We start from the raw sequence: 22,624 nt of genomic DNA, 5'->3' as shown, positions 1-22,624 counted from the left end.
TCGGGCGCTTTCTTCCCCCTCTGTACCGCTTGCAGGAGGAGCCGCCCATGGCAGGTGTGCGTCGGCGTCGGGCCCTCGGCCTGCTCACCTTCGGCGCGTCCGCAGCCACCGCAGCCACCGCCGGCGCCCTCTGGCCGAACCCGACGGCCCGGCGCGCCGAGACCGTCCGGGACCGGTGGGGAGCCCCCACCCCGACCCCCACCCCGGTCGAGCAGGAGAACAGGTCCGCCGGCCGGCCCTGGCCGCCCACCGACGACCGCCGGCCGGGCGTCGACGACCGCCACCGCCAGATCCAGGGGTACGCCTCGGTGACCAGCGTCGCGCACGGCCAGACCATCGACTTCCATGTCGCGGTCCAGCCCGCCGGGGCGTACCGGATCTCGATCGTCCGCCTCGGTTGGTACGACGGGGCCGGCGCCCGGGAGCTGCTGACGAGTTCGGAGCTGACCGGACGACCGGCACCGGTGCCCGCCCCCGACCCGCGCACCGGGACGCTGGTCTGCCGCTGGCCGGTCTCCTGGACCCTGCGCATCCCCGACGACTGGATTTCCGGCCTCTACCAGGCGATCTTCACCTCGGCCGACGGCTGGCGCGGCTACACCCCCTTCGTGGTCCGGGACGACCGGCGGGCCGCCGCGCTCTGCGTGGTCCTGCCCTTCACCACCTACCAGGCGTACAACCAGTGGCCGATGGACCAGGTCTCCGGCCGGAGTCTCTACTACGGGTACCGCGCCGGGATGCTGGACTACGACCGGCGCGCCCTGGAGGTCTCGTTCGACCGCCCGTACGCCCACCAGGGCTGGCCCAAGCACCTCGACCGGGACCACGACTTCATCCGGTGGGCGGAACGCAACAACTACGACGTCACCTACGCCACCAGCGAGGACCTGCACCTCGGCCGGCTCGACCCGGCCCGGTACCGGGGCATCGTCTTCAGCGGACACGACGAATACTGGTCACGGCCCATGCGCCTCGCGGCGGAACGCGCGGTGACCGCCGGGACCAGCCTGGCCTTCCTCGCCGCGAACAGCGTCTACTGGCACGTCCGGCTCCGGTCGACGGCGGACGGACGCCCCGCCCGGCTGCTCACCTGCCACAAGACGTCACCGGACCCGTGGTCGGACGCCGCCGGCCCGACCACCTACTGGCGCAGCGTCGCCCCGGACGGCAGCACCGCCGAACAGGGACTGCTCGGCGTCCAGTACAACGGCATCGTCCCCACCCCGCAGCCGCTGGTGGTCAGCTCGGCCGGACACTGGTTCTGGGCCGGCACCGGGCTGGCCGACGGCGACCGGATTCCCGCCCTGGTCGGTGGCGAAGCCGACGGCCGCACCGCAGGCTACCCGGAGCCGGTCGGCGGCACCGGTACGACGCTCAGCGCCAGCGCGTACCAGAACCGGGCCGGGCTGTGGCGGGTACAGAACACCCACGTCTACGAGACCCCACAGGGTGGGGTGGTCTTCGCCGCCGCCACGCTGTACTGGACGATGGCCCTCGACCGTGCCGGCCACCGGGACGAACGGATCCAACGGGCCACCGCCAACCTGCTGGACCGGATGACCCGCCCCCGCTGACCGCCGCCGGCCAGCTCGACCGCCGGACCGGTCCCTGCTGCTCGCCGACGTTCACCTCGGTAGGTGGATCTCCCCCCGGACGGCTGCCGCCGCGATGTCCCGCCGGTGGTGCGAGCCGGCCAACTCGACCGAGTCGACCAGCGCGTACGCCGCGTCCCGGGCGGTGGCCAGGTCGGCACCGGTGGCCGTGGCACAGAGCACCCGGCCACCGGCCGAACGCAGACTGCCGTCCTCGCCCCGACGGGTGCCGGCGTGAATCACGCCCGGAAGCTCACCGCCGGTGATCACGTCCCCGGTACGCGGGCTGCCCGGGTAGTTCTCGGCGGCGACCACCACGGTCACCGCGGACCCGTCCCGCCACCGCAGCGGCGGATGTGCGGCGAGGGTGCCGGTGGCCGCCGCGTGCAGCAGCCCGCCGAGCGGTGACTCGAGCAGGGCGAGCACCACCTGGGTCTCCGGGTCACCGAAGCGGGCGTTGAACTCGATCACCCGGGGCCCGGCCGCGGTGATCGCCAACCCGACGTAGAGGAGACCGGCGAACGGGGTACCCCGGCGGCGCATCTCGACCAGCGTCGGGTGCACGACGTCCGCCATCACCTCGTCCACCAGGCCGGACGGAGCCCAGGGCAGTGGCGCGTACGCCCCCATGCCGCCGGTGTTGGGACCGGTGTCGCCGTCACCGACCCGCTTGAAGTCCTGCGCCGGCAGGAGCGGCACCGCCGCCTCGCCGTCGGTCACCACGAACAGCGACACCTCCGGGCCGGCGAGGTACTCCTCGACCACCACCCGTCCGCACTCGGCGGCGTGGGCCAGCGCGGCGGCCCGGTCTTCGGTGACCACCACGCCCTTGCCGGCGGCCAGTCCGTCGTTCTTCACCACGTACGGCGGGCCGAACTCGTCCAGCGCCTTCGCGGTCTCCGCCTCGTCGGTGCAGGTGTACGCCCGCGCGGTGGGCACCGCGGCGGCGGTCATCACGTCCTTGGCGAACGTCTTGGAACCCTCCAGCCGGGCGGCCTCGGCGGACGGCCCGAAGCAGGCGACGCCCTTGGCGCGTACCGCGTCGGCGACCCCGGCGACCAGCGGGGCCTCCGGGCCGATCACCACCAGGTCGACGGCGTTCTCCACGGCCAACGCGGCCACGGCGGCCGGATCGGTGACGTCCACCTGCCGCAGCTCCGCCACCCCCGCGATCCCCGGATTCCCCGGTGCCGCGATCAGCCGCGCCACCGACGGATCGGCAGCCAACCCGAGCGCGAGCGCATGCTCCCGCCCCCCACCACCCACAAGAAGTACCCGCACGACCCCCGATCCTACCGACCCCCACCTCCGCCCCGTTGATCATGAAGTTGTTGTCCTACGCGTCGGCGTGTCGCGCCACCAACTTCATGGTCAACGGGGCGGAGGTGGGGTGCGGAGGGCTTGTCGGACGGTGTCCGGGACGTAGGCCGGGTGCAGTGTGTCCTGCCAGGTGAAACGGAGGACCGTCCAGCCGGCGTTGACCAGGCGGTTCTGTCGACGGCGGTCGGCGAAGACCGCCTCCGGGGCAGCATGCGGCCCCCGGCCGTCCGCCTCCGCCAGAACTCTCCGAGCCCGCCACCCCAGATCACCGACCCCCAGCAGGTAGCCGTCGTCGTCACGCACCTCGACCTGGAGATCGTCCGGCGGGACCCGGCCGTCCACGCAGCGCAGCCTGACCCGCGTCTCCAACGGGGACTGGGCCCGGCCGTCCGCCTCGGCCAGGCACAGACGTGCCGCCACGGCCCCTCGTCGCCGACCGAGCAGGCGAGGGATCACGAGCATGTCGTCGGCGGTCATGAACTGCTGGTTCACCGCCGAGTCGAGCAGGGACACGGCGGTGAAACGGTCCGTCCGCAGCGCCAGGTCGGCGACGGTCCGGACCGGGTCGGTGGCGGGAATTCCGTACACCTGACCGACCTGCCCCGGCTCGATCACCAACTGGTGCACCATCACCTCGGGATGCGCCGCCCGGGCCGGCCTCGCCGCCGGACCCGGCAGGGAGAGGTGAATCTCGTCCGTACGTGCCAGGCCGGCGATTCCGTGCAGCTCGGCGGCCGTCCCGAGCACCGCGACCGCGTACCGCCCGAAGGACGTCACCGCGGCCCGGACACGTGCGCGGCGCGGAACGTCGTCGTACCGGTCGGCGTCCACCAGGTAGCTTCCCCGGGCCACCACCCGCCAACGGCCGGCCCGGCAGAGTCGGTGGATCTCGTGTGCACTCAGGCCGGCCTGCTGCGCCTGAGCCAACGTCACGACCCCGTCACGACCCTGCGCGACCCGCCGCACCACGGTGAAGGCATCCATGCCTTCCACCCTCGCGCCCGACCCGCGCCCACACGACCCCCTGTGGACAACCCACCCCGCCCTGTGGATAACCCCCGCCCCACCCGTGTTGACCATGAAGTTGTTGTCATGACACGCCGAGCGGAGTGACAACAACTTCATGATCAAAAGGGCGATCCCGGGGGCCGGGAGGGAGGGGCCCGGGGAGGGGCCGGGAGGGGGTTAGGGGAGGAGGGGGTGGCGGAGGACGTTCTCCTCGCGGCCGGGGCCTACGCCGACGACGCTGACCCGGGTGCCGCAGAGTTCCTCGACGCGGGCGATGTAGCGGCGGGCGTTCTCCGGCAGTTCGTCCTCGGTACGGGCCTTGGTGATGTCCTCCCACCAGCCGTCGAGCTCCTCGTAGATCGGAGTCGCGTGGTGGAAGTCGGTCTGCGTCATCGGCATGTCGTCGACGCGTTCGCCGTTGATCTCGTACCCGACGCAGATCGGCACCTTCGGCAGGCCGGTGAGCACGTCCAGCTTGGTGACGACCAGGTCGGTGACCCCGTTGAGACGGCAGGCGTACCGGGCGACCACCGCGTCGAACCAGCCGCAGCGCCGCTCCCGGCCGGTGGTGGTGCCGTACTCGTGACCGACCTTGCGCAGGTGCTGGCCGTTGTCGTCGAAGAGTTCGGTGGGGAACGGACCGGAACCGACCCGGGTGGTGTACGCCTTGCTGACCGCGATCACCTTCGTGATGGCGGTCGGTGGGATGCCGGCACCCACGCAGGCACCACCGGCCGTCGGGTTGGAGGAGGTGACGAACGGGTACGTGCCGTGGTCCATGTCGAGCATGGTGGCCTGGGCACCCTCCAGCAGCACGGTCTCGCCCCGGTCCAGGGCGTCCCAGAGCATCGCCCGGGTCTCCGCGATGTACGGCCGCAGCCGCTCCGCGTACTCCAGGTACTCCTCGACGGTGGCGTCGACGTCCATCGCCTTACGGTTGTAGACCTTGAACAGGATCTGGTTCTTCTCGCGCAGCGCCAGTTCGAGCTTCTTGCGCAGGATGCCCGGGTCGAGCAGGTCCTGGAGGCGGATGCCCATCCGGGCGACCTTGTCGCCGTACGCCGGGCCGATGCCCCGACCGGTGGTGCCGATCCGGGCCGAGCCCAGGTACCGCTCGACCACCCGGTCCAGTGCGCGGTGGTGCGGCATGATCAGGTGCGCGTCACCGGAGATCCGCAGCCGGGAGACGTCGACGCCACGCTCGGCGAGCCCGTCGATCTCGGCCAGCAGCACCTTCGGGTCGACCACCACGCCGTTGCCGATGACGATCATGGCACTCGGCGAGAGCGCCCCGCTCGGCATCAGGTGCAGCGCGTACTTCTGGCCGTCCGGCGTGATCACCGTGTGCCCGGCGTTGTTGCCGCCCGAGTAGCGCACCACGTAGTCGACCCGCCCACCCAGCAGGTCGGTAACCTTGCCCTTGCCCTCGTCGCCCCACTGAGCGCCGAGCAGCACGATCGCTGGCATCTTCACCGCCTCCAGGGGGCTCGGGTGCCAGGTGGCGACCGCGTGGCGAGCCCGAGGTGTCAGGCTAACAAGTGGTGTACGCGCAGCCGGCAGGGGCTGCGCACGAGGCAGGAGGCCCCCTTCCGTGTACGACGTGGTGCTGCTCACCCTGGGCTCGGAGCGTGCTGCCGCCGGGGCGTGCGGTGACGGTGACGGTGGTTGCTGTGGCGGGGCCGCTGCCCCGGGCGGGGCCGGCTCCGGGCCGTCCGACGAGCGGTGTGAGACGCCGCGCGTACCGGTGCTGGCCTGCGCGGACGCGCTGACCGAACGGGGTGCCCGGGTGGAGACGGTCACCGCCCGCTCGGACGCCGAGATCGACCAGGTGCTGGCCCGGCTGGACGCCCCGGCCCGGCCCGACGGCCTGGACTGGCCGGACCCGGACACCAAGACCCGGCTGGTCGTCGCCACCGCCAGTGACGGTCAGTTGCGCGCCGTCCTGCGCCGACTGGTCCGGCGGTACGCTCCACCGCCCAGTCGCCGCCCCGCCGACCTGGCCGGCAACCGTACCGTGCCGGACCTGCCGCCGATCGGCGTACTGCCGCTCGATCCGGCCCGGAGCGCCACGCAGCGTGACCTGGCGGCGCAGCTCGGTCTCCCCCGGGAGCCGGCGGCGGTGGCCGCCGCGGTGCTGGACGGGCCGGTACGCCGCCTCGACCTGCTCCGCAACGACGGTGGCTCGGTCACCCTCGACGGGGCGCTGCTCGGCGCCTCCGACGACGCCGGCCGACCGCTCTACTGGCGGGGGCGCGTGGAGGTCGACGACGCTGTCCTCTCCACCGGGGAGGAACCCCTGCTGGCCTGCGCCGTCGGCAACGCCGGCGGGTACGCGAACCTGGGTGGCCTGCCGCTGCTGACCGGTCCGGATCCGACGGACGGGGTGGTCGAGGTGGCGGTGGCCGTGCCCGTGGTGGCCCGCTCCGCGTTGGGTAGGAAGCGGATCCGTTTCGAGGTGCGTCGGGCCCGTGGTCGGGCGGTGGCCGTGGTGCCCCGGGACGAGCGGGTGCCGTACCTCGACGACGGGGTCGAGGGGGAGCTGAGCCGCAAGCGATCCTGGTGGACCGAGCCGGGAGCGTGGGCCGTCTACACCGGCTGATCGCCCGGTTCGGCACCGGATGGGCGGCTTTCAGGGCCTATCCTCGGCAGGAGGATAGGGGGAGGAACCGTGGTGCACGAGAACGCCGACCGGGTCCGTCTGCCAGGTCAGCAGGGGGGACCGATACCCGAACGGGACATCGAACCGCTCTGGCCGCCGGAGCAGGTCCGGTCCGACGCCGGCCCCACGCGGCAGCCCTCAGCCGGCGACCAGTGGACCGGTGACCAATGGACCGGTGACCAATGGACCGGTGACCAATGGACCGGTGACCAATGGACCGGTGACCAGTGGTCCGGTGATCAGTGGGCGGGTGACCAGTGGGCCCCGCAGCCGGTGATGACGCCGGCGGTGTCACCGGTCAGCGGTGCCGGTCTCGGCTGGGCCCCGACCGGGCACGCCCACTGGTCACCGGCCCCGGTACCGCAGCACGGTCTGGACGGTCCGTTCACGCTCGACCCGGCGTTCGGCGGGCGGGAGGACGCCCGGCGCGACGACGCCCGGCGCGACGACGCCCGGCGCGACGACGCCGGGCGCGACGACGCCGGGCGCGACGGTGCCCGTAGCCGTGCCACTGGTGATGCCACCACGGGCGATGTTCCTGGTGATGCCGCTGGTGATGTTCCTGGTGATGCCGTTGGGGAGGCCACCGGGCCGAGCCACGGGGAGCCGACGGCCGGGACCTCGTTCATGCCCGGAACGCCCGTGTCCGGGGCCGCTGTCGCGGCAGGTACCGGCGGGGTGACGAACGGTTCGGGCACTCCCGCCACTGTGGCCGGTCAGCCGGGCGCGGACCATCCGGGCGGCAGCGGCGACGGCGGTGGTGTCCAGGGCGAATCCAGCGTGCGGGGCGCGGCGGAATCCCCGTGGGCGTACCCGCCGCAACGACCGCCCGCCGCCCCGACGACCCGGCCCGGCGCCCCCGCCGCTCCGACCGCGCCGTCGGCGACCGCCGGCGGTGGCCGTGGCGAGCAGCACCAGGCATTCCCCGGCTCGGCGGTCGTGCCGCCAGACCCCGCCGGTTCGACGGCCGGAACGGCAGGCACCGCCGGCTCGACGGCCGGACCGGCAGGCACCGCCGGCTCGACGGCCGGAACGGCAGGCACCGCCGGCTCGACGGCCGGACCGGCAGGCACCGCCGGCTCGACGGCCGGAACGGCAGGCACCGCCGGCTCGACGGCCGGACCGGCAGGCACCGCCGGCTCGACGGCCGGAACGGCAGGCACCGCCGGCTCGACGGCCGGAACGGCAGGCACCGCCGGCTCGACGGCCGGAACGGCGGGCACCGTGGCGGTGCCCCGGCAGCAGCCGCCGGTCGGCGACTCCGGCCCGGGTTGGCATTCGCTGCCCCCGCCGACGCCGGCCGGTACCCAGCAACCCGACGCCCGTGAACCGGCCGACGGTGAGCAGTCCGGCTACGAAGCACGCGAGCACGAGTTGGGCGAGCACGGGCCGTCCCCGGCCGGCTGGGCGCCGCTACCCCCGGTACCGGACACCGCCGCGCCGGGTTGGGCCGGCGGCGGCTGGGGGCCGCCGTCCCGGTCGGCCCCACCACCCGGTACACCGGATCAGCACTTCCCACCGCAGCCGTACGGGCCGGACCCGCAGTCGGCGCAACCGTACGGACCGGGGGCGCAATCTGCGCAGCCGTACGGGCCGGACCCGCAGTCGTACGGGACCGACCAACAGTCGTACGGGCCGGACCCGCAGTCGGCAGGGCCGGGGCAGCGGTACGGGTCGCAGCAGCCACCGCCGGGACAGCAGTTTCCGGCCGACGGGCGGGCCACCGAGGTGGCTCCCCCGGCCGAGTCGGCCGTGCCCCGGGTGGCTCCGCCGGCCTCCGCCGGCTACTCGGATCCGCTCTGGTCGGACGGTGCCACGCCGACCGCCGAGGACTTCGCCCGGCGTCGCCAGGCCCGGCCGGCCGACCCGGTGGCCACGATGGGCGTACGGGCGGTGGTGAACAAGTCGACGTTGGGGTTGGTGAAGCTTCCGCCGGGCCGGCACGAGCAGGAGGTCAAGCACGACATCGAGATGGTCCGCCGGAACTTCGGTGGCCTACGTCAGGTGACCGTGGTGAACCCGAAGGGCGGGGCCGGCAAGACGGTGGCGATCCTGCTGCTCGCGATGACCTTCGGGCAGAAGCGCGGCGGGTACGTTCTGGCCTGGGACAACAACGAGACGCAGGGCACCCTCGGAATGCGGGCCCAGCAGGACTTCCACTCCCGTACCGTCCGGGACATGCTGCGCGACCTGGGCCAGTTCCAGGGGGCGCACGGGCGGGTCGGGGACCTGTCGCAGTACGTCCGCTCGCAGGGCGAGGGGATGTTCGACGTGCTCGCCTCGGACGAGTCGGCGACCGGCGGCGAGATGCTCACCGCCTCGGCGTTCGCCGAGATCCGGGATGTGGTCAGCCGGTTCTACAAGCTGATCTTCGTGGACACCGGGAACAACGTCCGGGCCCAGAACTGGCAGGCCGCGATGGACGCCACCGACCAGTTGGTGGTCACCATGTCGGCCCGGAACGACTCGGCGGAGACCGCCGCCCGGATGCTCGACCACCTGGAGCAGAGCGGCCGTCAGCGGCTGGTCCGGCAGGCGGTGACGGTGGTGTCGATGCCGCCGTCCCGCAAGGAGATCGACCTACCGGCGATCCAGCAGCACTTCGCCGCCCGGACCAGGGCGGTGCTGCTCGCGCCGTACGAGCGGCTGATCGACACCGGGGAACCGATCCGGTACGGCCAGCTCTCCTCGGCCACCCGGGATGCCTGGCTCAAGATCGCGGCAGCGGTGGCCGAGGGACTCTAACCCGCTCCCGAGATCGCGGCAGGCGGTGTTCGAAGGAATCCAGTCCGCTACCGAGATCGCGGCAGGCGGCCTGCCACGGCCCGTCGGGTCCGCCGCCGTTGGCCGGAGGGCTCCAGGCCGTTCCCGCCCGGAGTGGCGCCGGGGTACCTTGCTGCTGCATGGAAGTGGCAGCAAGGTGCCCCGGCGAACACCTCAGTTGCTGGCGAGGGCGTCACCGGCGGCCGGGTCGCAGTCGCGGAGGAACTGGGCACAGCGGGCCGCCTCGTCCGCCTCGCCGATCTCGTCGGCCGCCTTCGACAGCACGTGCAGGCAGCGCAGGAAACCCCGGTTCGGCTCGTGCGACCACGGCACCGGGCCGTGCCCGCGCCAACCGTTGCGGCGGAGCTGGTCCAGGCCCCGGTGGTAGCCGGTACGCGCGAAGGCGTACGCGGGGACGACCTGACCCTGCGCGAACGCGCGGGCGGCCAACTCGCCCCAGGCTGCGGAGAAGGTCGGGAATCGGCCGGCCACCTCGGCGTACGCCTCGTCGGTGCCGGCCTCACGGGCGGCGGCCAGCGCGGCCTCGGCCTCGTCGTATGCGGGCAGGAGAGTGGCCGGCGGCTCCGGCAAGAGGTTCTGCATCGTCCCATTCAACCCGCTTCGCCAATCGGCCCGCGAGGGGGTCCGCCCTGGTGGCTGGCTGAACGGTTGAGGCCCGGCCACGCCTGCGGCCCATGTCACCGGCTGTTCATCTCCGCTAGAAATGATGTTCCGGAGCCTCCCCAGGAACCGGTTGACGAGAGCCCGGTGACCCTGGTCGCCGGGCTCTTGCCGGTTCGAGCGCGCACACCGGGGCACCGGGGCACCGACGGTTTTACCGTTTGCCCGGGTTGGGCACGATGGCTCTCGTGCCGACCCCACCACCTGCGGACGTCATCGAGCCGCACACCGCCCCAGACGAGATCGAGACCCGCGCCGCCTTCGACCGGCGGCTCTCCACCGGCAGCCTGGCCGGGTTGACCGTGCAGGGCCTCCGGCTCGACCTGTCCCCCGTACCCGATCTGACCGGCACGGACGTCGCCGGGACCCTCTTCGTCGGTTGCCGGTTCGCCGACCGGGAGGTCGGGGCGGACCTGGTCCGGCGTGGGGCGAACGTGGTGCCACCGTTCTCCGGACTGCCCTACCCGACCCAGCCGTCGCATCTATACACCCCGGAGGAGCTGGCCGCCGGGTTCGCCGAGGGCGGCTTCGCCGGCATGTACGACACCCGGGTGTACGAGCACTTCCGGGCGCACGGCGGTGCGCTGCCCGACGTGAAGGAGGCGCTCGGTCAACGGTTGCACGACCACGGTGTGGACAACGCGCTGGCCGACGCGACCAGGGCCTGGTTGGCGACACACGGGCCGCAGTCCGTGGTGGGCGTCATGGGCGGACACGCCGTACCGCGCGGCAGCGGCCCGTACCGGATGGCGGCCACGCTGGGCTGGGAGCTGGCCCGCGCCGACCGGCTGATCGTCACCGGGGGCGGACCCGGGGTGATGGAGGCGGCGAACCTGGGCGCGTACCTCGCCTCGCATCCGGTGGAGGACCTGGCGGCGGCGATCGACCTGCTCGCCACCGCTCCCGACTTCACCGACCACGACCGGTACACCGCCGTGGCGCTGGAGGTGCGGCAGCGGTACGCCCCGGCGCACGGCCTGCCCCGGGCGCGCGGGGAACTCTCCAGCCTCGACTGGGCCCGGACCGGTGGTCTGGCGATCCCCACCTGGCTGTACGGGCACGAACCGGCGAACCTGTTCGCCGGGAAGATCGCGAAGTACTTCTCGAACGCCATCCGGGAGGACACCATCCTGCGGCTGGCCCGGGGTGGGATCGTCTTCGCGCCGGGTCGGGCCGGGACCGTGCAGGAGGTGTTCCAGGCGGCGACGAAGACCTACTACGGCACCGACGGGGCCAGCGGCGCGTACGTCTTCCTGAACCGGGACTACTGGACCCGGGAGTTGCCGGTGGAGGCGCTGCTGCGGCCGTTGCTGGCGGCCTCGCCGTTCGGTGACCTGTCCGGCACGGTCTACCTGACCGACGACGTCGCCGAGGCGGCCCGCGCCCTGATCGGCGGGGTGGGCTGAGCAACGGGAGGAGCCCCCGGCCGTGGTGGCCGGGGGCTCCTCCTGCACGGGTACGGGTTACTTGGCGAGCGTGGTACCGGTGGAGCGCAGGTGCTCGCAGGCCTCGACGACGCGGGCGGAAAGCCCGGCCTCGGCCAGCTTGCCCCAGGTCCGCGGGTCGTACATCTTCTTGTTGCCGACCTCGCCGTCGATCTTGAGCACGCCGTCGAAGTTGCGGAACATGTGCTCCGCGACCGGACGGGTGAAGGCGTACTGCGTGTCGGTGTCGATGTTCATCTTCACCACGCCGTAGTCGAGCGCCTCCCGGATCTCCTCCAGCAGCGAGCCGGAGCCACCGTGGAAGACCAGGCTGAGCGGCTTGTCCTTGCCGTACTTGGCGCCCACCGCCTCCTGGATCTGGTTGAGGATCTCGGGGCGGAGCTTCACGTTGCCCGGCTTGTAGACGCCGTGCACGTTGCCGAAGGTCAGCGCCGCCATGTAGCGGCCCTTCTCGCCCAGGCCGAGCGCCTCGACCATGGCCAGGCCGTCCTCGACGGTGGTGTACAGCTTGTCGTTGATGGCGTTCTCGACGCCGTCCTCCTCACCACCGACCACGCCGACCTCGATCTCCAGGACGATCTTGCCCTCGGCGGCCCGGTCGAGCAGCTCGGCGGCGATCTCCAGGTTCTCGGCGACCGGTACGGCGGAGCCGTCCCACATGTGCGACTGGAACAGCGGCTCCTCGCCCCGGGCCACCCGCTCCTTGGACATCGCCATCAGCGGCCGGACGAACTTGTCCAGCTTGTCCTTCGGGCAGTGGTCGGTGTGCAGGGCGATGTTCACCGGGTAGTTCTTCGCCACCTCGCGGGCGTACGCGGCGAACGCGGCGGCACCGGTGACCATGTCCTTGACGGTCGGGCCGGAGAGGTACTCGGCACCACCGGTCGAGACCTGGATGATGCCGTCGCTCTCCGCGTCGGCGAAGCCCTTGAGCGCGGCGTTGAGGGTCTGCGAGGACGTCACGTTGATCGCGGGGTACGCGTACCGGCCGGCCTTGGCGCGGTCCAGCATCTCCGCGTAGACCTCAGGGGAAGCGATGGGCATGTCAAACGCTCCTTAACTACCGCTCTCGGCCGTGCTGGCCAACTGTCTTCCATGGGTGCGAGACCGCGCTGTCCTCCGCGGGCAGTATCCCGTAGGAGGCCCGAGCGGGCACAACCGACCCGGGAGGGGTCCACCCCGTGCCGGACTACCTGTCCCGGACCACGACGCTGATCAGCCAGCTCACCACCGCGACCACGATCGCCCCCCAGAACGCCGGCCAGAAGCCGTCCACCCGGAACGGCAGGTCGAGTTGACGGGCGATCCAGTCGGTCAGCAGGAACAGCAGCGCGTTCACGACCAACGCGAACAGGCCCAGGGTCAGCAGGTAGAAGACACAGCCGACCACCTGGATGACCGGCTTGAGCACCGCGTTGACCACCCCGAAGATCAGCGCGACGGCGAGCAGGGTCAGCGTCGTCCGCCCCCCGGACCGGCCACCCACCTCGACGCCGGGCACGATCAGGGTGGCGACCCACAGCGCCACCGCGCTGGTCGCCAACCGGATCAGGAAGCCCACGGCCCCATCCTGGCACCGGGCCCCGGCCCGGAGGGGCAGATCCGCCGATCCGCCCGGTTTGGCACGGCCTCCCGGTGGGCAGGACATTCAACCCGTACGGTGTGGAAGAGCCTGCCGCGCGAGCCGAAGGAGGGACGATGGGCCAGCCAGACGAGGAGTTCGCCCCGGGCGACCACCTCACCCCGGACGAGCGGGACCCGGAGGCCCCGGCGGCCGACGCCGTGGAGCAGGCGATGGTGGCCGGGCCGGTCGACGGCGACACCGAGCCGCACCGGGGCCTCGAGGTGGCCGACTGGGACGCGGTGGAGCAGTCCCGCGTCGTCACCGCCGACGAGGACGACTACCGCTGACCCACTCCCGCGGTCGGGCCTACCCCTGACTCAGCACGTGTTCGGGGTTCGCCGCCACCCAGTCGGCTACCCGGTCGTCGCGGAGCGCGGCCAGCAGCGCCCGACCGTCTCCCTCGTCCAGGTGCCGGGTGCCCGGCGCGTCCCCGGCCGCAACGGTGGGCAGCAGCACGCCGACCGGCTCGGTGGGCGTCACCGTGGCCCGCAGCGCCAGCAGGTCGGGCAGTTCCGCGTGGCCGGCGTCCACGGTCAGGCCCGCACCGGCGGTCTGCATCAGCCGGTGCAGTCCCACCGGATCGGTGAGGAGTCGCTGCTCGGTGAGGCGTCGTAGCAGTCCCACGGCGTACCGCTGGGCGTTGCGGTCCCGGTCCCGGGCGTCCTCGGCGAGCCCATGCCGTTGCCGGAGCAGGTCGACGGCGGCGGCACCATCGAGCCGTTGGCAACCGGCCGGGAAGATCCGCTGGGTGTGTACCGAGCGGACCGGCTCCCGCAGACAGACCGGCACCCCGGCGACGGCGTCGGTGATCGCCTGCACCGCCGGATAGGTGAGCACCGCGCCGGCGTCCGGTCGGACGCCGGTCAGCTCGGTGACGGTACGGCTGGTGAGCTGGTAGCCGCGACCCAGGCTCGGTTCGCGGTCGCCGACGCCGCGCGGGAAGGACGCGCCGAGCTTGTCGACCCCGTGCCCGGGGATCGGCACCGCCAGGTCCCGGGGTAGCGAGATCAGGTAGATCCGGCGCTGGTCGGCCGGTATGTGCACCAGCAGGATCGAGTCGGCCCGGGGCGGGTCCCCCACCGTCACCGAGGTGCCGTCCACGCCGAGCAGCAGCACGTTGAGCGGGCCGCCCGGTTGGCCGAGCAGCTCGGCGCGCGACGCCGGGCCATCCACCGACCGGGCGGGGTCAGCTGCGTACCGCGGCGCTCCGACGACCACCGCGACGAGCAACGCGAGCGACGTACCGACAGCCGTGAAGCGACGGCGACGCCGACGCCGACGTGCGGCGATCCGGTCGATGGCCGTCCGCAGTGGCCCGGTCGGCGGGGTCAGCGTCTCGTGTCGGGCGAAGGTGGCCCGCAGGTCGTCCTCGGTCATCAGCAGGTCTCCACGAGTTCGGCCCGGAGGGTGGCCAGGGCGCGGGAAATGGACGAACGGACGGTGCCGACCGCACAGCCGAGAATCGCGGCGATCTCCGCGTCGGGCAGGTCCTCGTAGTAGCGCAGCACCAGCGTGGCGCGTTGCCGGCGGGGCAACCGCGCGAGCCAGGACCAGACCTGGTCCCGCTCGACGGCGGTCTCCGCGTGGTCGGCGGGTACCGGGACCGCGTCGTCCGGTTCGGCCCGCAGCAACACGCGGCGGACCCAGGAGCCGCGTCGCCAGTCGACGTACTGGTGGGTGAGCATCCGGCGCACGTACCGTTCCGGGGAGTCCGCGCGGGCCACCCGTCGCCAGTTGAGCTGGACCCGCACCATGGTCTCCTGCACCAGGTCCTGTGCCTGGTGCGGGTCGCCGGTCAGCATGACCGCGTACCGCAGCATCGCGGCCAGCCGGGCGTCGGCGAACTCCTCGTACGTCACTGCACCTCCCAGGGGTCCTGCCCTGTTGACGGGTGCGGCGACGCGGAACGTTGCGCGTGGTGCGAGCGCCGGGTTGTCCGGTACGCCGGATGTCGGTCGTGACGTCCCGCACCAGGCCAGTTGGTGGGCACCTAGACTCAGTGGGTGCCATCGCCGGTGGCGGACGACCGCCGCCCCTACTGGCTGACATCGGAGGTCACCTCGTGCCGACGCCCACGACCACGCTGGCCCTCGGGCCGGACTGGCTCGACCCGGAGTGGTTGATTTCGACGTTCGGGTTGCTCGGCATCCTGGTCATCGTCTTCGCCGAGTCCGGCCTGTTGATCGGGTTCTTCCTGCCGGGTGACTCGTTGCTGTTCACCGCCGGCCTGCTCACCGCCGACGGGAAGTACATCACCTACCCGCTCTGGCTGGTCTGCCTGCTGATCACCCTCTCCGCGATCGCCGGGGACCAGGTCGGGTACGCCTTCGGGCGCAAGGTCGGCCCGGCGCTGTTCCGCCGGCCCAACTCGAAGCTGTTCAAGCAGGAGAACGTGCTCAAGGCACACGAGTTCTTCGAGAAGTACGGCCCGCGGTCGATCGTGCTGGCCCGGTTCGTGCCGATCGTGCGGACCTTCACCCCGATCGTGGCCGGCGTGAGCCGGATGGACTACCGCACCTTCGTGATCTACAACGTGGTCGGCGGGATCCTCTGGGGCACCGGGGTCACCGTGCTGGGGTACTTCCTCGGCCAGATCCCGTTCGTCAAGGCCAACATCGAGATGATCCTGATCGGCATCGTGGTGCTCTCGGTGGTGCCGATCGTGATCGAGCTGCTCCGGGCCCGGATGGCGGCCAAGCGGGGCACCACCGCCGAGGAGCGGGCCGCCGCCGAGGAGGCCGTCCGCGAGGCCCGCGAGAACCAGGAGGAGCAGTCCGGGTACGCCGGCCAGCCGTACCCGGAGAGCGGGCAGCGGTACGGCGGCCAGCCGTACGGCGACGCCCTGCCCCCGGCCGGCGGCACCCCGCAGTACGGCGGCGGCAACCAGCCGTCCCGGGGTGGTCAGGTCTACGGTGGTGGCCAGCCGTACGGCGGCCGGGCGGACCAGGACGAGACCCAGCAGTTCGGTGCCCTGCCCTACCCCGGCGGCCCGCAACAGCAGCCCTACGGCGGGCAGTCGTACGGCGACACCCGGCAGCAGCACCTCGGAGACGGACGGTCGCCGGACCACGGCGGCCAGGGCCATGCTCCCCAGTCGTCGCCGGGTCACGGCACCCAGCCGGGATACGACAACACCCAGCCCGGATACGGCGCACAGCCCGGATACAGCACCCAGCCCGGATACAGCGCGCAGCCCGCCCAGCCGGGGTACGGCGCACAGCCCGGATACGGCACCGGCGCCCAGCAGCCCTCGCCGTACGGCGAGCAGCAGTACGGTCAGCCCTACGGCGACCAGCCACGGCCCTCTGTCGCCGACCAGCAGCAGCCGTACGGCGCGCAGCCGCAGCCGGCGTACCGCGGGCACCAGCCCGCCACCGAGCAACCGCAGTACGGGCAGCCGTACCCCGAGCAACCGCAGTACGGGCAGCCGTACGGCCAGCAGCCGCCGGCGTACGGCCAGCAGCCGCCGCAACCGACGTATGGCCAGCCGCAGCCGGCGTACGGCGAGCAGCAGTCCTACGGTGACGAGCAGCAGCCGTACCAGCGGGGACAGCAGCCCCACGGCGGTCAGCCGTACGGTCGGCACTGATCGTCCCGAGCGGATACCGACGGCGGGCGGGGTGATCCTCGTCCGCCGGGCGGTCACGTGTCAGGGCGGTGATCGGGACACAGCGGTCCGCCGGGTCGGCCCGCTTCCGGCCAGCCGGAGGGCCCACCGACAAGGGGCACCCGGAGGGCGGGCGCACCGACGAAGGGCACCCGGAGGGCGGGCGCACCGACGAAGGGCACCCGGAGGGCGCACCGACGAAGGGCACGCCGACAGAGCATCCCCGGGGGGGGCCGGCAGTTCGTAACCCCGCGCGGGCCGGCAGGTCTTCTGCCGGAGACCGGGCAGAGGTCAGCGGGGGAACGGAGACGTTCCCATGGTGCCGAGAGCCTGCGGCGGTGAGCCGCAGGCTCTCGGTCGGGCCTCACCCCGCAGGGCAGCCCGGAGCACGGGTCGTCAGCCACCGAGCATCGGTGGCTGACGGACACCGCCACGGTCGAACCCGACCGGTTGTCCGGTGCCGCTCCCGGCGGAGCGGCCCCGGACGACCGGGACGGATCAGCGAGCCTTCTTGGTGGCGCGCTTACGGGGCGGGGTCAGCAGATCGGCGATCGTGGCGATCGCCGTCGGCACCAGTCGGTAGTACGCCCAGACACCGCGCTTCTCCCGCTCCAGCAAGCCGGCCTCGGTGAGGATACGCAGGTGGTGGCTGACCGTCGGCTGGGAGAGGCCGAGCGGCGCGGTCAAGTCGCAGACGCACGCCTCGCCCTCGGGGGCCGACTGGATCAGGCTGAGCAGCCGCAGCCGGGCAGGGTCCGCGAGGGCCTTGAGCACCCCCGCGAGCCGCTCGGCATCGGCACGTTCGATCGGCTCGCCGGCAAGCGGCGAGATCTGAGGCATAGTCATTTCAGCCAACGCAGTTCCCACGTTTTCCATCCTTCCACCAGCAGCATCGAAACGCCTGCATATCCGCAATCCGAATCGGCAGACTTTTAGGCCACAAGGCCAAGGTCAGCCAACGTATAGGCTGCCCGGTAGGGCAACCCGGCTGCTTCTACGGCGTTGCCGGCACCTCGATCAACAATAACGGCCACGCCGACGACCTCAGCCCCCGCCTCTCGTAACGCTTCAACTGCGGTGAGTACACTCCCACCGGTCGTTGAGGTATCTTCCACCGCCAATACCCGGCGCCCGGATACGTCAGGCCCTTCGATGCGGCGTTGCAGCCCGTGCGCCTTACCAGCCTTGCGCACGACGAACGCGTCGAGCGGTCGTTTTGTCGCAGCTGCGGCGTGCAGCATCGACAGTGCGACCGGATCGGCGCCCAAGGTCAGTCCACCGACGGCGTCGAACTCCCAGTCGGCGGTGAGATCCAACAGGACGCGCCCCACCAACGGAGCGGCCTGGTGATGGAGCGTGACACGACGCAGATCGACGTACCAATCTGCCTCGCGCCCCGAGGAGAGCACCACCCGTCCATGGACCACGGCCAGGTCGGCGATGAATTTACGCAGGTCGTCGCGGTCCCCCATGGCGCACAAGGGTACTGCGCAAGTCTGGGAGCCGTGGGTCGGGTCCACCCTCGGTCAGTCCTGCGGGCGACCAGTTGACGACAGCATCCGCTCACTCTGTGCAACATGCATCAGGGTCGACGGCTCTCCGGGCCGGGTCGCGGCGGCCCGCCGGGACGGGTACGGTCAGCTCCCGCGACGCCCGGCCGGAACCCGCTTGTCCCGGGTGAGACGGTGCAGCAGCCGCTGGGGCGTGTGCCGCAGTCCCACCACGGCGAGTTTGTATTTCCAGTCAGGAACGCTCACCAACCGACCTTTTCGCAGGTCACGGAGACCCTGATCGATGACATCGTCGGCATCGAGCCAAATCCACGAGGGCGTCTTCGTCGTGTCGATACCGGCCCGCTGGTGGAACTCGGTACGGGTGAAGCCGGGGCAGAGGGCCATCACGCGTACGCCGTGGGGCCGCGCGGCCTGGCCCACCGACTCGCTGAAGTTGGTCACCCAGGCCTTGGTGGCGGAGTAGGTCGAGCCGGGTTCGAGCGCGCCAAATCCCGCAACGGAAGAGACATTTATCACTGCCCCACGTTGCCGGGCGGTCATGATCGGCAGCACCGCGTGCGTCAGGCGCATCACCGAGTTGACGTTCAGCCGCAGCAGCCGGGCCTCATCCTCGACACTGGACCGAAGGAAGGACCTGGTCAGGGCGATGCCGGCGTTGTTGACCAGCAGGTCGACCGGGGTGCCCTCGGTGAGCCGGCGCACCACGGCGGCGCAGCCGTCGTCGGTGGAGAGATCCGCCGGCAGCGCCTCCACCTGCCGGCCGTGCCGTTCGGCCAGCTCGGCGGCGAATCCGGCGAGCCGGGCGGCGTCCCGGGCCACCAGGACGAGGTCGTACCCGTCGGCGGCGAGTCGGCGGGCGAAGGCGGCCCCGATGCCGGCTGTCGCTCCGGTGACCACCGCGAGCTGGTCGGCGGGGCCGGGCACAACCGGGTCGGACGATGCGGGCACGGGCGGATCCTCACCTGGGCGGGACGGAGCGGTCGGGAAGACAGCGGTCGCGGAGACGGCGGTACCAGAGACGGCGGGTCAGGGGCCGGCGGGGCCGGGAGACGGCGGTACCGGAGACGGCGGGTCGGGGGCCGCCGGACCGGAGGACGACGGGGCCGGAGACGACAGACCAGAGGACGACGGAGCGGAGGGCGATGGACCGGAGGGCGGCGGGACGTGGGGTGGGGTCGGCGGGCGACGACGGTAGTAGGCGTTCGCCGTGGGCAGCGCCAGCAGCGTTGCTACCACAAGGTAACCGAGCACCTGGCCGACCGAAAGCCCGGCGTTGAGCGGGATCCACCATGCCGGGTAGGCGCTGGTCAGCGCATCGAACAGCACCGCCGTGGTGGCCTCGTCGCGGTCGAGCCGGAACGGGATCGTCCGCTGCCCGACCAGGACGGCCAGCGCACCGCAGCCGGCGAGCAGACCCAGCCCGGCGACCACCCAGGTGGTCACCCGGACCGCGTTGCGCCGGGCGAGCAGACCGAGGGCGAGGGCGAACAGCAGCACGGCGACCACCACGGCCAGGACGGCGGCCAGGACGGTGAAGACCCCGACCAGGGTCGCCACCGCGTCGACGGCGCTCCGGTCGGCCACGTCCGTCGTCGCGGCCCGGAACCGCGTCGCGGTGCCGTCCAGGGTCAGCAGCCCGGCGGCGGCGTTGGCGAGCCCGGCGACGGCCATGCCGACGAGCAGCCCGGCGGCGAGCACGACGGCGGCGGGTCGCCGGGGCGGAACCTGATCCGACACGACCGATCCCTCCGAGTAGGCGTCGCGAAGCAACCTACTCGGAGGGATCGGCGGAGTCCCGCTTATCGATTGATCAACTTGCCGGTGGCGGATTCTGTCCGGGCTGGTCCCCCGGCCGGTCGGTGGACGGGCCGGACTCCGGGCGGTCCGTGGACGGCCCCGGTTCCGGCTGGGCCGGCCCGCCGTACGGGGACTGGCCCGACGGCGGGTACCCCGGCTGGCCGGATGCCGGCGGATAGCCGGGCTCACCGGAGGCGGGCGGATAACCCGGCTGGCCGGACGGCGGGTACCCCGGCTGGCCCGGCGCGGACGGGTAGCCCGGCTGGCCGGACGGCGGGTAGCCCGGCTGGCCGGACGGCGGGTAGCCCGGGTAGGCGCCGGGCAGCGGGGGCTCCCAGGCCGGCTGCGGCTTACGGAAGAACTCGTTCGACGCCGGCAACGCCAGCAGCACCAGGGCCGCGATCAGCGCGAGCACCGTCACGATGCCGAGCAGCAGGTTGACCGGCTGGTACCAGGACGGCAGCGCCTCCTCCAGCCGACGCTGGACCTCTTCCTGGCTCGGCATGTCCGCGCTGGAGCCGCCCACCGGCCCGCTGAACGAGCCGGCCGCACCGCTGAGCAGGCCGCCGCCGCTGCAACAGAGCAGCAGACCGCCCACCACCCAGGTGGTGATCCGGGAGCCGTTCTTGCCCCGGTTGTTGAGCACCGCCAGCACCACCAGGCCGACCGCCAACAGCAGGGTGATCAGGCTGGCCCCGACGGCGACGACGGTGGCGAAGTCGGCCACCGCGTCCATCCCGTTGACCGAGCTGTCCCGGTAGGCGTCCTCGAGCACCCGGCGGGTGTCGCCGATGGTGGCGAGGGTCAGGATCAGGGCGAGCACCTGGAGGACGGCCACCAGGATCAACAGGTAACTGGATATCGTCACGCTGCCCGGGCGCACCCGGGCCGGCGCGCTGTGGGATTCGGCCACGCTTCTCCTTCCCTCGGATCGCCACCACACCGTAACGGCATTCCGCCATCCGCACCGGACAGCAGATGCCGGACCCGCCGGAACGCCGGCCAGCAGCTGCCGGACCCGCCGGAACGCCGGACGGTCAGTAGCCGCGCCACTCGGCGCGGGCGTACTCCAGCACCCTGGGCTGCAACAGCGTGGAGGCGGGTACGTCCACCCGGCGCCGGTCGGCGGGGAAGTTCCCGGCGGCGGCGAGCGTGCCCGGGTCCAGGAACCGCAGGGCCGGCGCGTCGGCCGGCAGACCCAACACGGGCGGGGTAGTCCCGGGTACCGCCAGCACGAAACCCCAGTCGCCGAAGGACGGCACGTCCACGTGGTACGGCCGGGTGGCGAACCCGGCGGCCCGGATCGACGCCTCGATCGACCAGTACGACCGGGGTGCGAAGTACGGCGAACCGGACTGCACCACCAGTCGGGCCCGGTCGGCGAGCACCGAGCGGACCAGGGTGTAGAACTCGACGGTGTAGAGCTTCGCGGTGGCCGTCTCGTCCGGGTCGGGCAGGTCGGCCACCACCACGTCGAAGCGTTCCCCGGCGGTACGCAGCCAGCCGAAGGCGTCGGCGTGCACCACCCGTACCCGGGGGTCGGCGAACGCGTCGCCGTTGAGCTGACGCAGTTGCGGTTCGCTGCGGGCCAGCGCCACCACCGCCGGGTCCAGGTCGACCACGGTGATCCGCCGGACGTCCGGGTAGCGCAGCAGCTCACGGACGGCCAGCCCGTCGCCGGCCCCGAGCACCAGCACCTCGCCGCGTGGCCCGGCCAGCGCCGGATGCACCAGCGCCTCGTGGTAGCGGTACTCGTCGACCGAGCTGAACTGGAGGTCGCCGTTGAGGAACAACCGCAGGTCGGTGGCCCGCCGGCCGACCTCGGCGACCGACCGGGTCAGCACGATCTCCTGGTAACGGCTGCGTTCGGCGTGCACCACCGGGTCCCGGTACAGCTGCTGCCGGGCGGTCACCTCGAAGTCCCGGGCGGTGATCCAGGCGTACGACAGGCAGAGCGCGACCACCACGGACCCGGCGGTGATTCCGGCCCACGCCCGGCGGCTCAGTTCCTTCCGGAAGACCGTGACGATCAGCGCGACCCCGGCGACGGCGTTCACCGCGCCGACCACGAGTGCCCCCTTGAGCTGCCCGAAGACCGGGATCAGCAGGAACGGGAAGGCCAGCCCGCCGAGCAGCGCGCCGACGTAGTCGGCGGCGAACAGGTCGGCGACCGCGCTGCCGGCGGACTGTTCCCGGATGCGTTGCAGCAGCACCATCAGCAGCGGGATCTCCGCGCCGATCAGCAGGCCCAGCACGAACGCGGTGCCGACCAGTGCCGGGCCGTACAGGTCCAGCCAGGCGAACGCCGCGTAGAGACCGAGCACGCTCAGCCCGCCGAGCAGCGCCAGGACCAGCTCGACCAGGGCGAACGCGGCGGCGGCCCGGGACTGGAGCGGCTTCGCGGCGAGCGCGCCGACCCCCATCGCGAAGACCATCACGCCGAGCACGATCGACGCCTGGCCGACCGTGTCGCCGATCAGGTAGCTGCCCAGCGCGACCAGGGCCAGCTCGTACACCAGGCCGCAGGCCGCGCAGACGAAGACGGCGAGCAGCACCGCCGCGCGGGCCAGCCGCCAGCGCGGGCGGGCCGGCACGTCACCGGCCGGGGCGGATC

20 protein-coding genes and 1 pseudogene are annotated in these 22,624 nt (G+C 72.4%); 6 read left to right on the top strand and 15 right to left on the bottom strand.

Annotation, left to right across the window (positions count from 1 at the left end; genetic code table 11):
* The first annotated feature begins 47 nt into the window (after window positions 1-47).
* The gene (locus tag PVK37_RS07000; RefSeq protein WP_275032944.1) at window positions 48-1,574 is read left to right on the top strand and encodes a N,N-dimethylformamidase beta subunit family domain-containing protein; all 1,527 of its coding nucleotides are present in this window, start codon (window positions 48-50) and stop codon (window positions 1,572-1,574) included.
* 51 nt (window positions 1,575-1,625) lie between these two features.
* Here PVK37_RS07000 and purD read toward each other — a convergent pair whose 3' ends face one another.
* From purD to PVK37_RS06985, 3 genes are all read right to left on the bottom strand, one after another.
* Window positions 1,626-2,873, bottom strand: coding sequence for a phosphoribosylamine--glycine ligase (purD, locus tag PVK37_RS06995; RefSeq protein ID WP_275032943.1), 1,248 nt, complete (start codon window positions 2,871-2,873; stop codon window positions 1,626-1,628).
* 90 nt (window positions 2,874-2,963) lie between these two features.
* Window positions 2,964-3,896, bottom strand: coding sequence for a type IV toxin-antitoxin system AbiEi family antitoxin domain-containing protein (locus PVK37_RS06990; protein ID WP_275032942.1), 933 nt, complete (start codon window positions 3,894-3,896; stop codon window positions 2,964-2,966).
* Between the two features lie 201 nt (window positions 3,897-4,097).
* Window positions 4,098-5,387, bottom strand: a complete 1,290-nt coding sequence (locus PVK37_RS06985; protein ID WP_275034991.1) for an adenylosuccinate synthase — start codon at window positions 5,385-5,387, stop codon at window positions 4,098-4,100.
* A gap of 124 nt (window positions 5,388-5,511) precedes the next feature.
* On the opposite strand from PVK37_RS06985, the gene PVK37_RS06980 reads away from it, so the two are divergent.
* Window positions 5,512-6,519: a diacylglycerol kinase family protein gene (locus tag PVK37_RS06980; RefSeq protein WP_275032941.1), complete on the top strand. Its 1,008-nt coding sequence runs from the start codon at window positions 5,512-5,514 to the stop codon at window positions 6,517-6,519.
* 405 nt (window positions 6,520-6,924) lie between these two features.
* Here PVK37_RS06980 and PVK37_RS06975 read toward each other — a convergent pair whose 3' ends face one another.
* Complete coding sequence (locus PVK37_RS06975; RefSeq protein WP_275032940.1) at window positions 6,925-7,179, bottom strand: hypothetical protein; 255 nt, start codon at window positions 7,177-7,179, stop codon at window positions 6,925-6,927.
* A 624-nt stretch (window positions 7,180-7,803) separates the two neighbouring features.
* Between PVK37_RS06975 and PVK37_RS06970 the strand changes: the two genes are divergently transcribed.
* Window positions 7,804-9,324 carry a chromosome partitioning protein gene (locus PVK37_RS06970; RefSeq protein WP_275032939.1) on the top strand — a complete coding sequence of 507 codons (1,521 nt, stop codon included), beginning with the start codon at window positions 7,804-7,806 and terminating at the stop codon, window positions 9,322-9,324.
* A gap of 192 nt (window positions 9,325-9,516) precedes the next feature.
* Here the strand turns inward: PVK37_RS06970 and PVK37_RS06965 are convergent, their stop codons facing one another.
* Window positions 9,517-9,945: a DUF3151 domain-containing protein gene (locus tag PVK37_RS06965; RefSeq protein WP_275032938.1), complete on the bottom strand. Its 429-nt coding sequence runs from the start codon at window positions 9,943-9,945 to the stop codon at window positions 9,517-9,519.
* Between the two features lie 257 nt (window positions 9,946-10,202).
* Between PVK37_RS06965 and PVK37_RS06960 the strand changes: the two genes are divergently transcribed.
* Window positions 10,203-11,429: an LOG family protein gene (locus PVK37_RS06960; protein WP_423791010.1), complete on the top strand. Its 1,227-nt coding sequence runs from the start codon at window positions 10,203-10,205 to the stop codon at window positions 11,427-11,429.
* Between the two features lie 57 nt (window positions 11,430-11,486).
* On the opposite strand, the gene fbaA is transcribed toward PVK37_RS06960, so the two are convergent.
* Complete coding sequence (gene fbaA, locus PVK37_RS06955; protein WP_275032937.1) at window positions 11,487-12,512, bottom strand: class II fructose-bisphosphate aldolase; 1,026 nt, start codon at window positions 12,510-12,512, stop codon at window positions 11,487-11,489.
* Between the two features lie 145 nt (window positions 12,513-12,657).
* Window positions 12,658-13,029, bottom strand: a complete 372-nt coding sequence (locus PVK37_RS06950; RefSeq protein ID WP_275032936.1) for a phage holin family protein — start codon at window positions 13,027-13,029, stop codon at window positions 12,658-12,660.
* Between the two features lie 137 nt (window positions 13,030-13,166).
* Here PVK37_RS06950 and PVK37_RS06945 point away from each other — a divergent pair, with 137 nt between their 5' ends.
* Window positions 13,167-13,379: a hypothetical protein gene (locus tag PVK37_RS06945; protein ID WP_275032935.1), complete on the top strand. Its 213-nt coding sequence runs from the start codon at window positions 13,167-13,169 to the stop codon at window positions 13,377-13,379.
* 19 nt (window positions 13,380-13,398) lie between these two features.
* Here the strand turns inward: PVK37_RS06945 and PVK37_RS06940 are convergent, their stop codons facing one another.
* Entirely contained in the window at window positions 13,399-14,469 is a 1,071-nt protein-coding gene (locus PVK37_RS06940; protein ID WP_275032934.1) for an LCP family protein, read from the bottom strand.
* A complete protein-coding gene (locus PVK37_RS06935) occupies window positions 14,469-14,951 on the bottom strand; it encodes a SigE family RNA polymerase sigma factor (protein ID WP_275032933.1) in 483 nt (160 codons plus the stop codon). Before PVK37_RS06935 ends, PVK37_RS06940 begins: the two co-directional genes overlap by 1 nt.
* A 203-nt stretch (window positions 14,952-15,154) precedes the next feature.
* Here PVK37_RS06935 and PVK37_RS06930 point away from each other — a divergent pair.
* Window positions 15,155-15,853, top strand: a pseudogene (locus PVK37_RS06930) (DedA family protein); the annotation flags it as partial.
* 1,344 nt (window positions 15,854-17,197) lie between these two features.
* Here PVK37_RS06930 and PVK37_RS06925 read toward each other — a convergent pair.
* The 6 genes from PVK37_RS06925 to PVK37_RS06900 form a co-directional block, all read right to left on the bottom strand.
* Window positions 17,198-17,575, bottom strand: a complete 378-nt coding sequence (locus tag PVK37_RS06925; RefSeq protein WP_076468717.1) for an ArsR/SmtB family transcription factor — start codon at window positions 17,573-17,575, stop codon at window positions 17,198-17,200.
* 56 nt (window positions 17,576-17,631) lie between these two features.
* Entirely contained in the window at window positions 17,632-18,171 is a 540-nt protein-coding gene (gene pyrE / locus PVK37_RS06920) for an orotate phosphoribosyltransferase (RefSeq protein WP_275032932.1), read from the bottom strand.
* Window positions 18,172-18,336: 165 nt separating this feature from the next.
* Window positions 18,337-19,161 (bottom strand): SDR family NAD(P)-dependent oxidoreductase, encoded by an 825-nt coding sequence (locus PVK37_RS06915; protein WP_275032931.1) that lies wholly within the window; start codon window positions 19,159-19,161, stop codon window positions 18,337-18,339.
* A gap of 78 nt (window positions 19,162-19,239) precedes the next feature.
* Window positions 19,240-19,950: a hypothetical protein gene (locus tag PVK37_RS06910; RefSeq protein ID WP_275032930.1), complete on the bottom strand. Its 711-nt coding sequence runs from the start codon at window positions 19,948-19,950 to the stop codon at window positions 19,240-19,242.
* Window positions 19,951-20,023: 73 nt separating this feature from the next.
* Window positions 20,024-20,953 (bottom strand): hypothetical protein, encoded by a 930-nt coding sequence (locus PVK37_RS06905; protein WP_423791009.1) that lies wholly within the window; start codon window positions 20,951-20,953, stop codon window positions 20,024-20,026.
* Between the two features lie 94 nt (window positions 20,954-21,047).
* Window positions 21,048-22,604: a polyamine aminopropyltransferase gene (locus PVK37_RS06900; RefSeq protein WP_275034989.1), complete on the bottom strand. Its 1,557-nt coding sequence runs from the start codon at window positions 22,602-22,604 to the stop codon at window positions 21,048-21,050.
* Window positions 22,605-22,624: the final 20 nt, after the last annotated feature.

This window comes from Micromonospora cathayae, from assembly GCF_028993575.1.
GTDB classification, from domain to species: Bacteria; Actinomycetota; Actinomycetes; order Mycobacteriales; family Micromonosporaceae; genus Micromonospora; species Micromonospora cathayae.
Note: the sequence above shows the minus strand (reverse complement) of the source record. Positions and strands in the feature narration are given on the sequence as shown.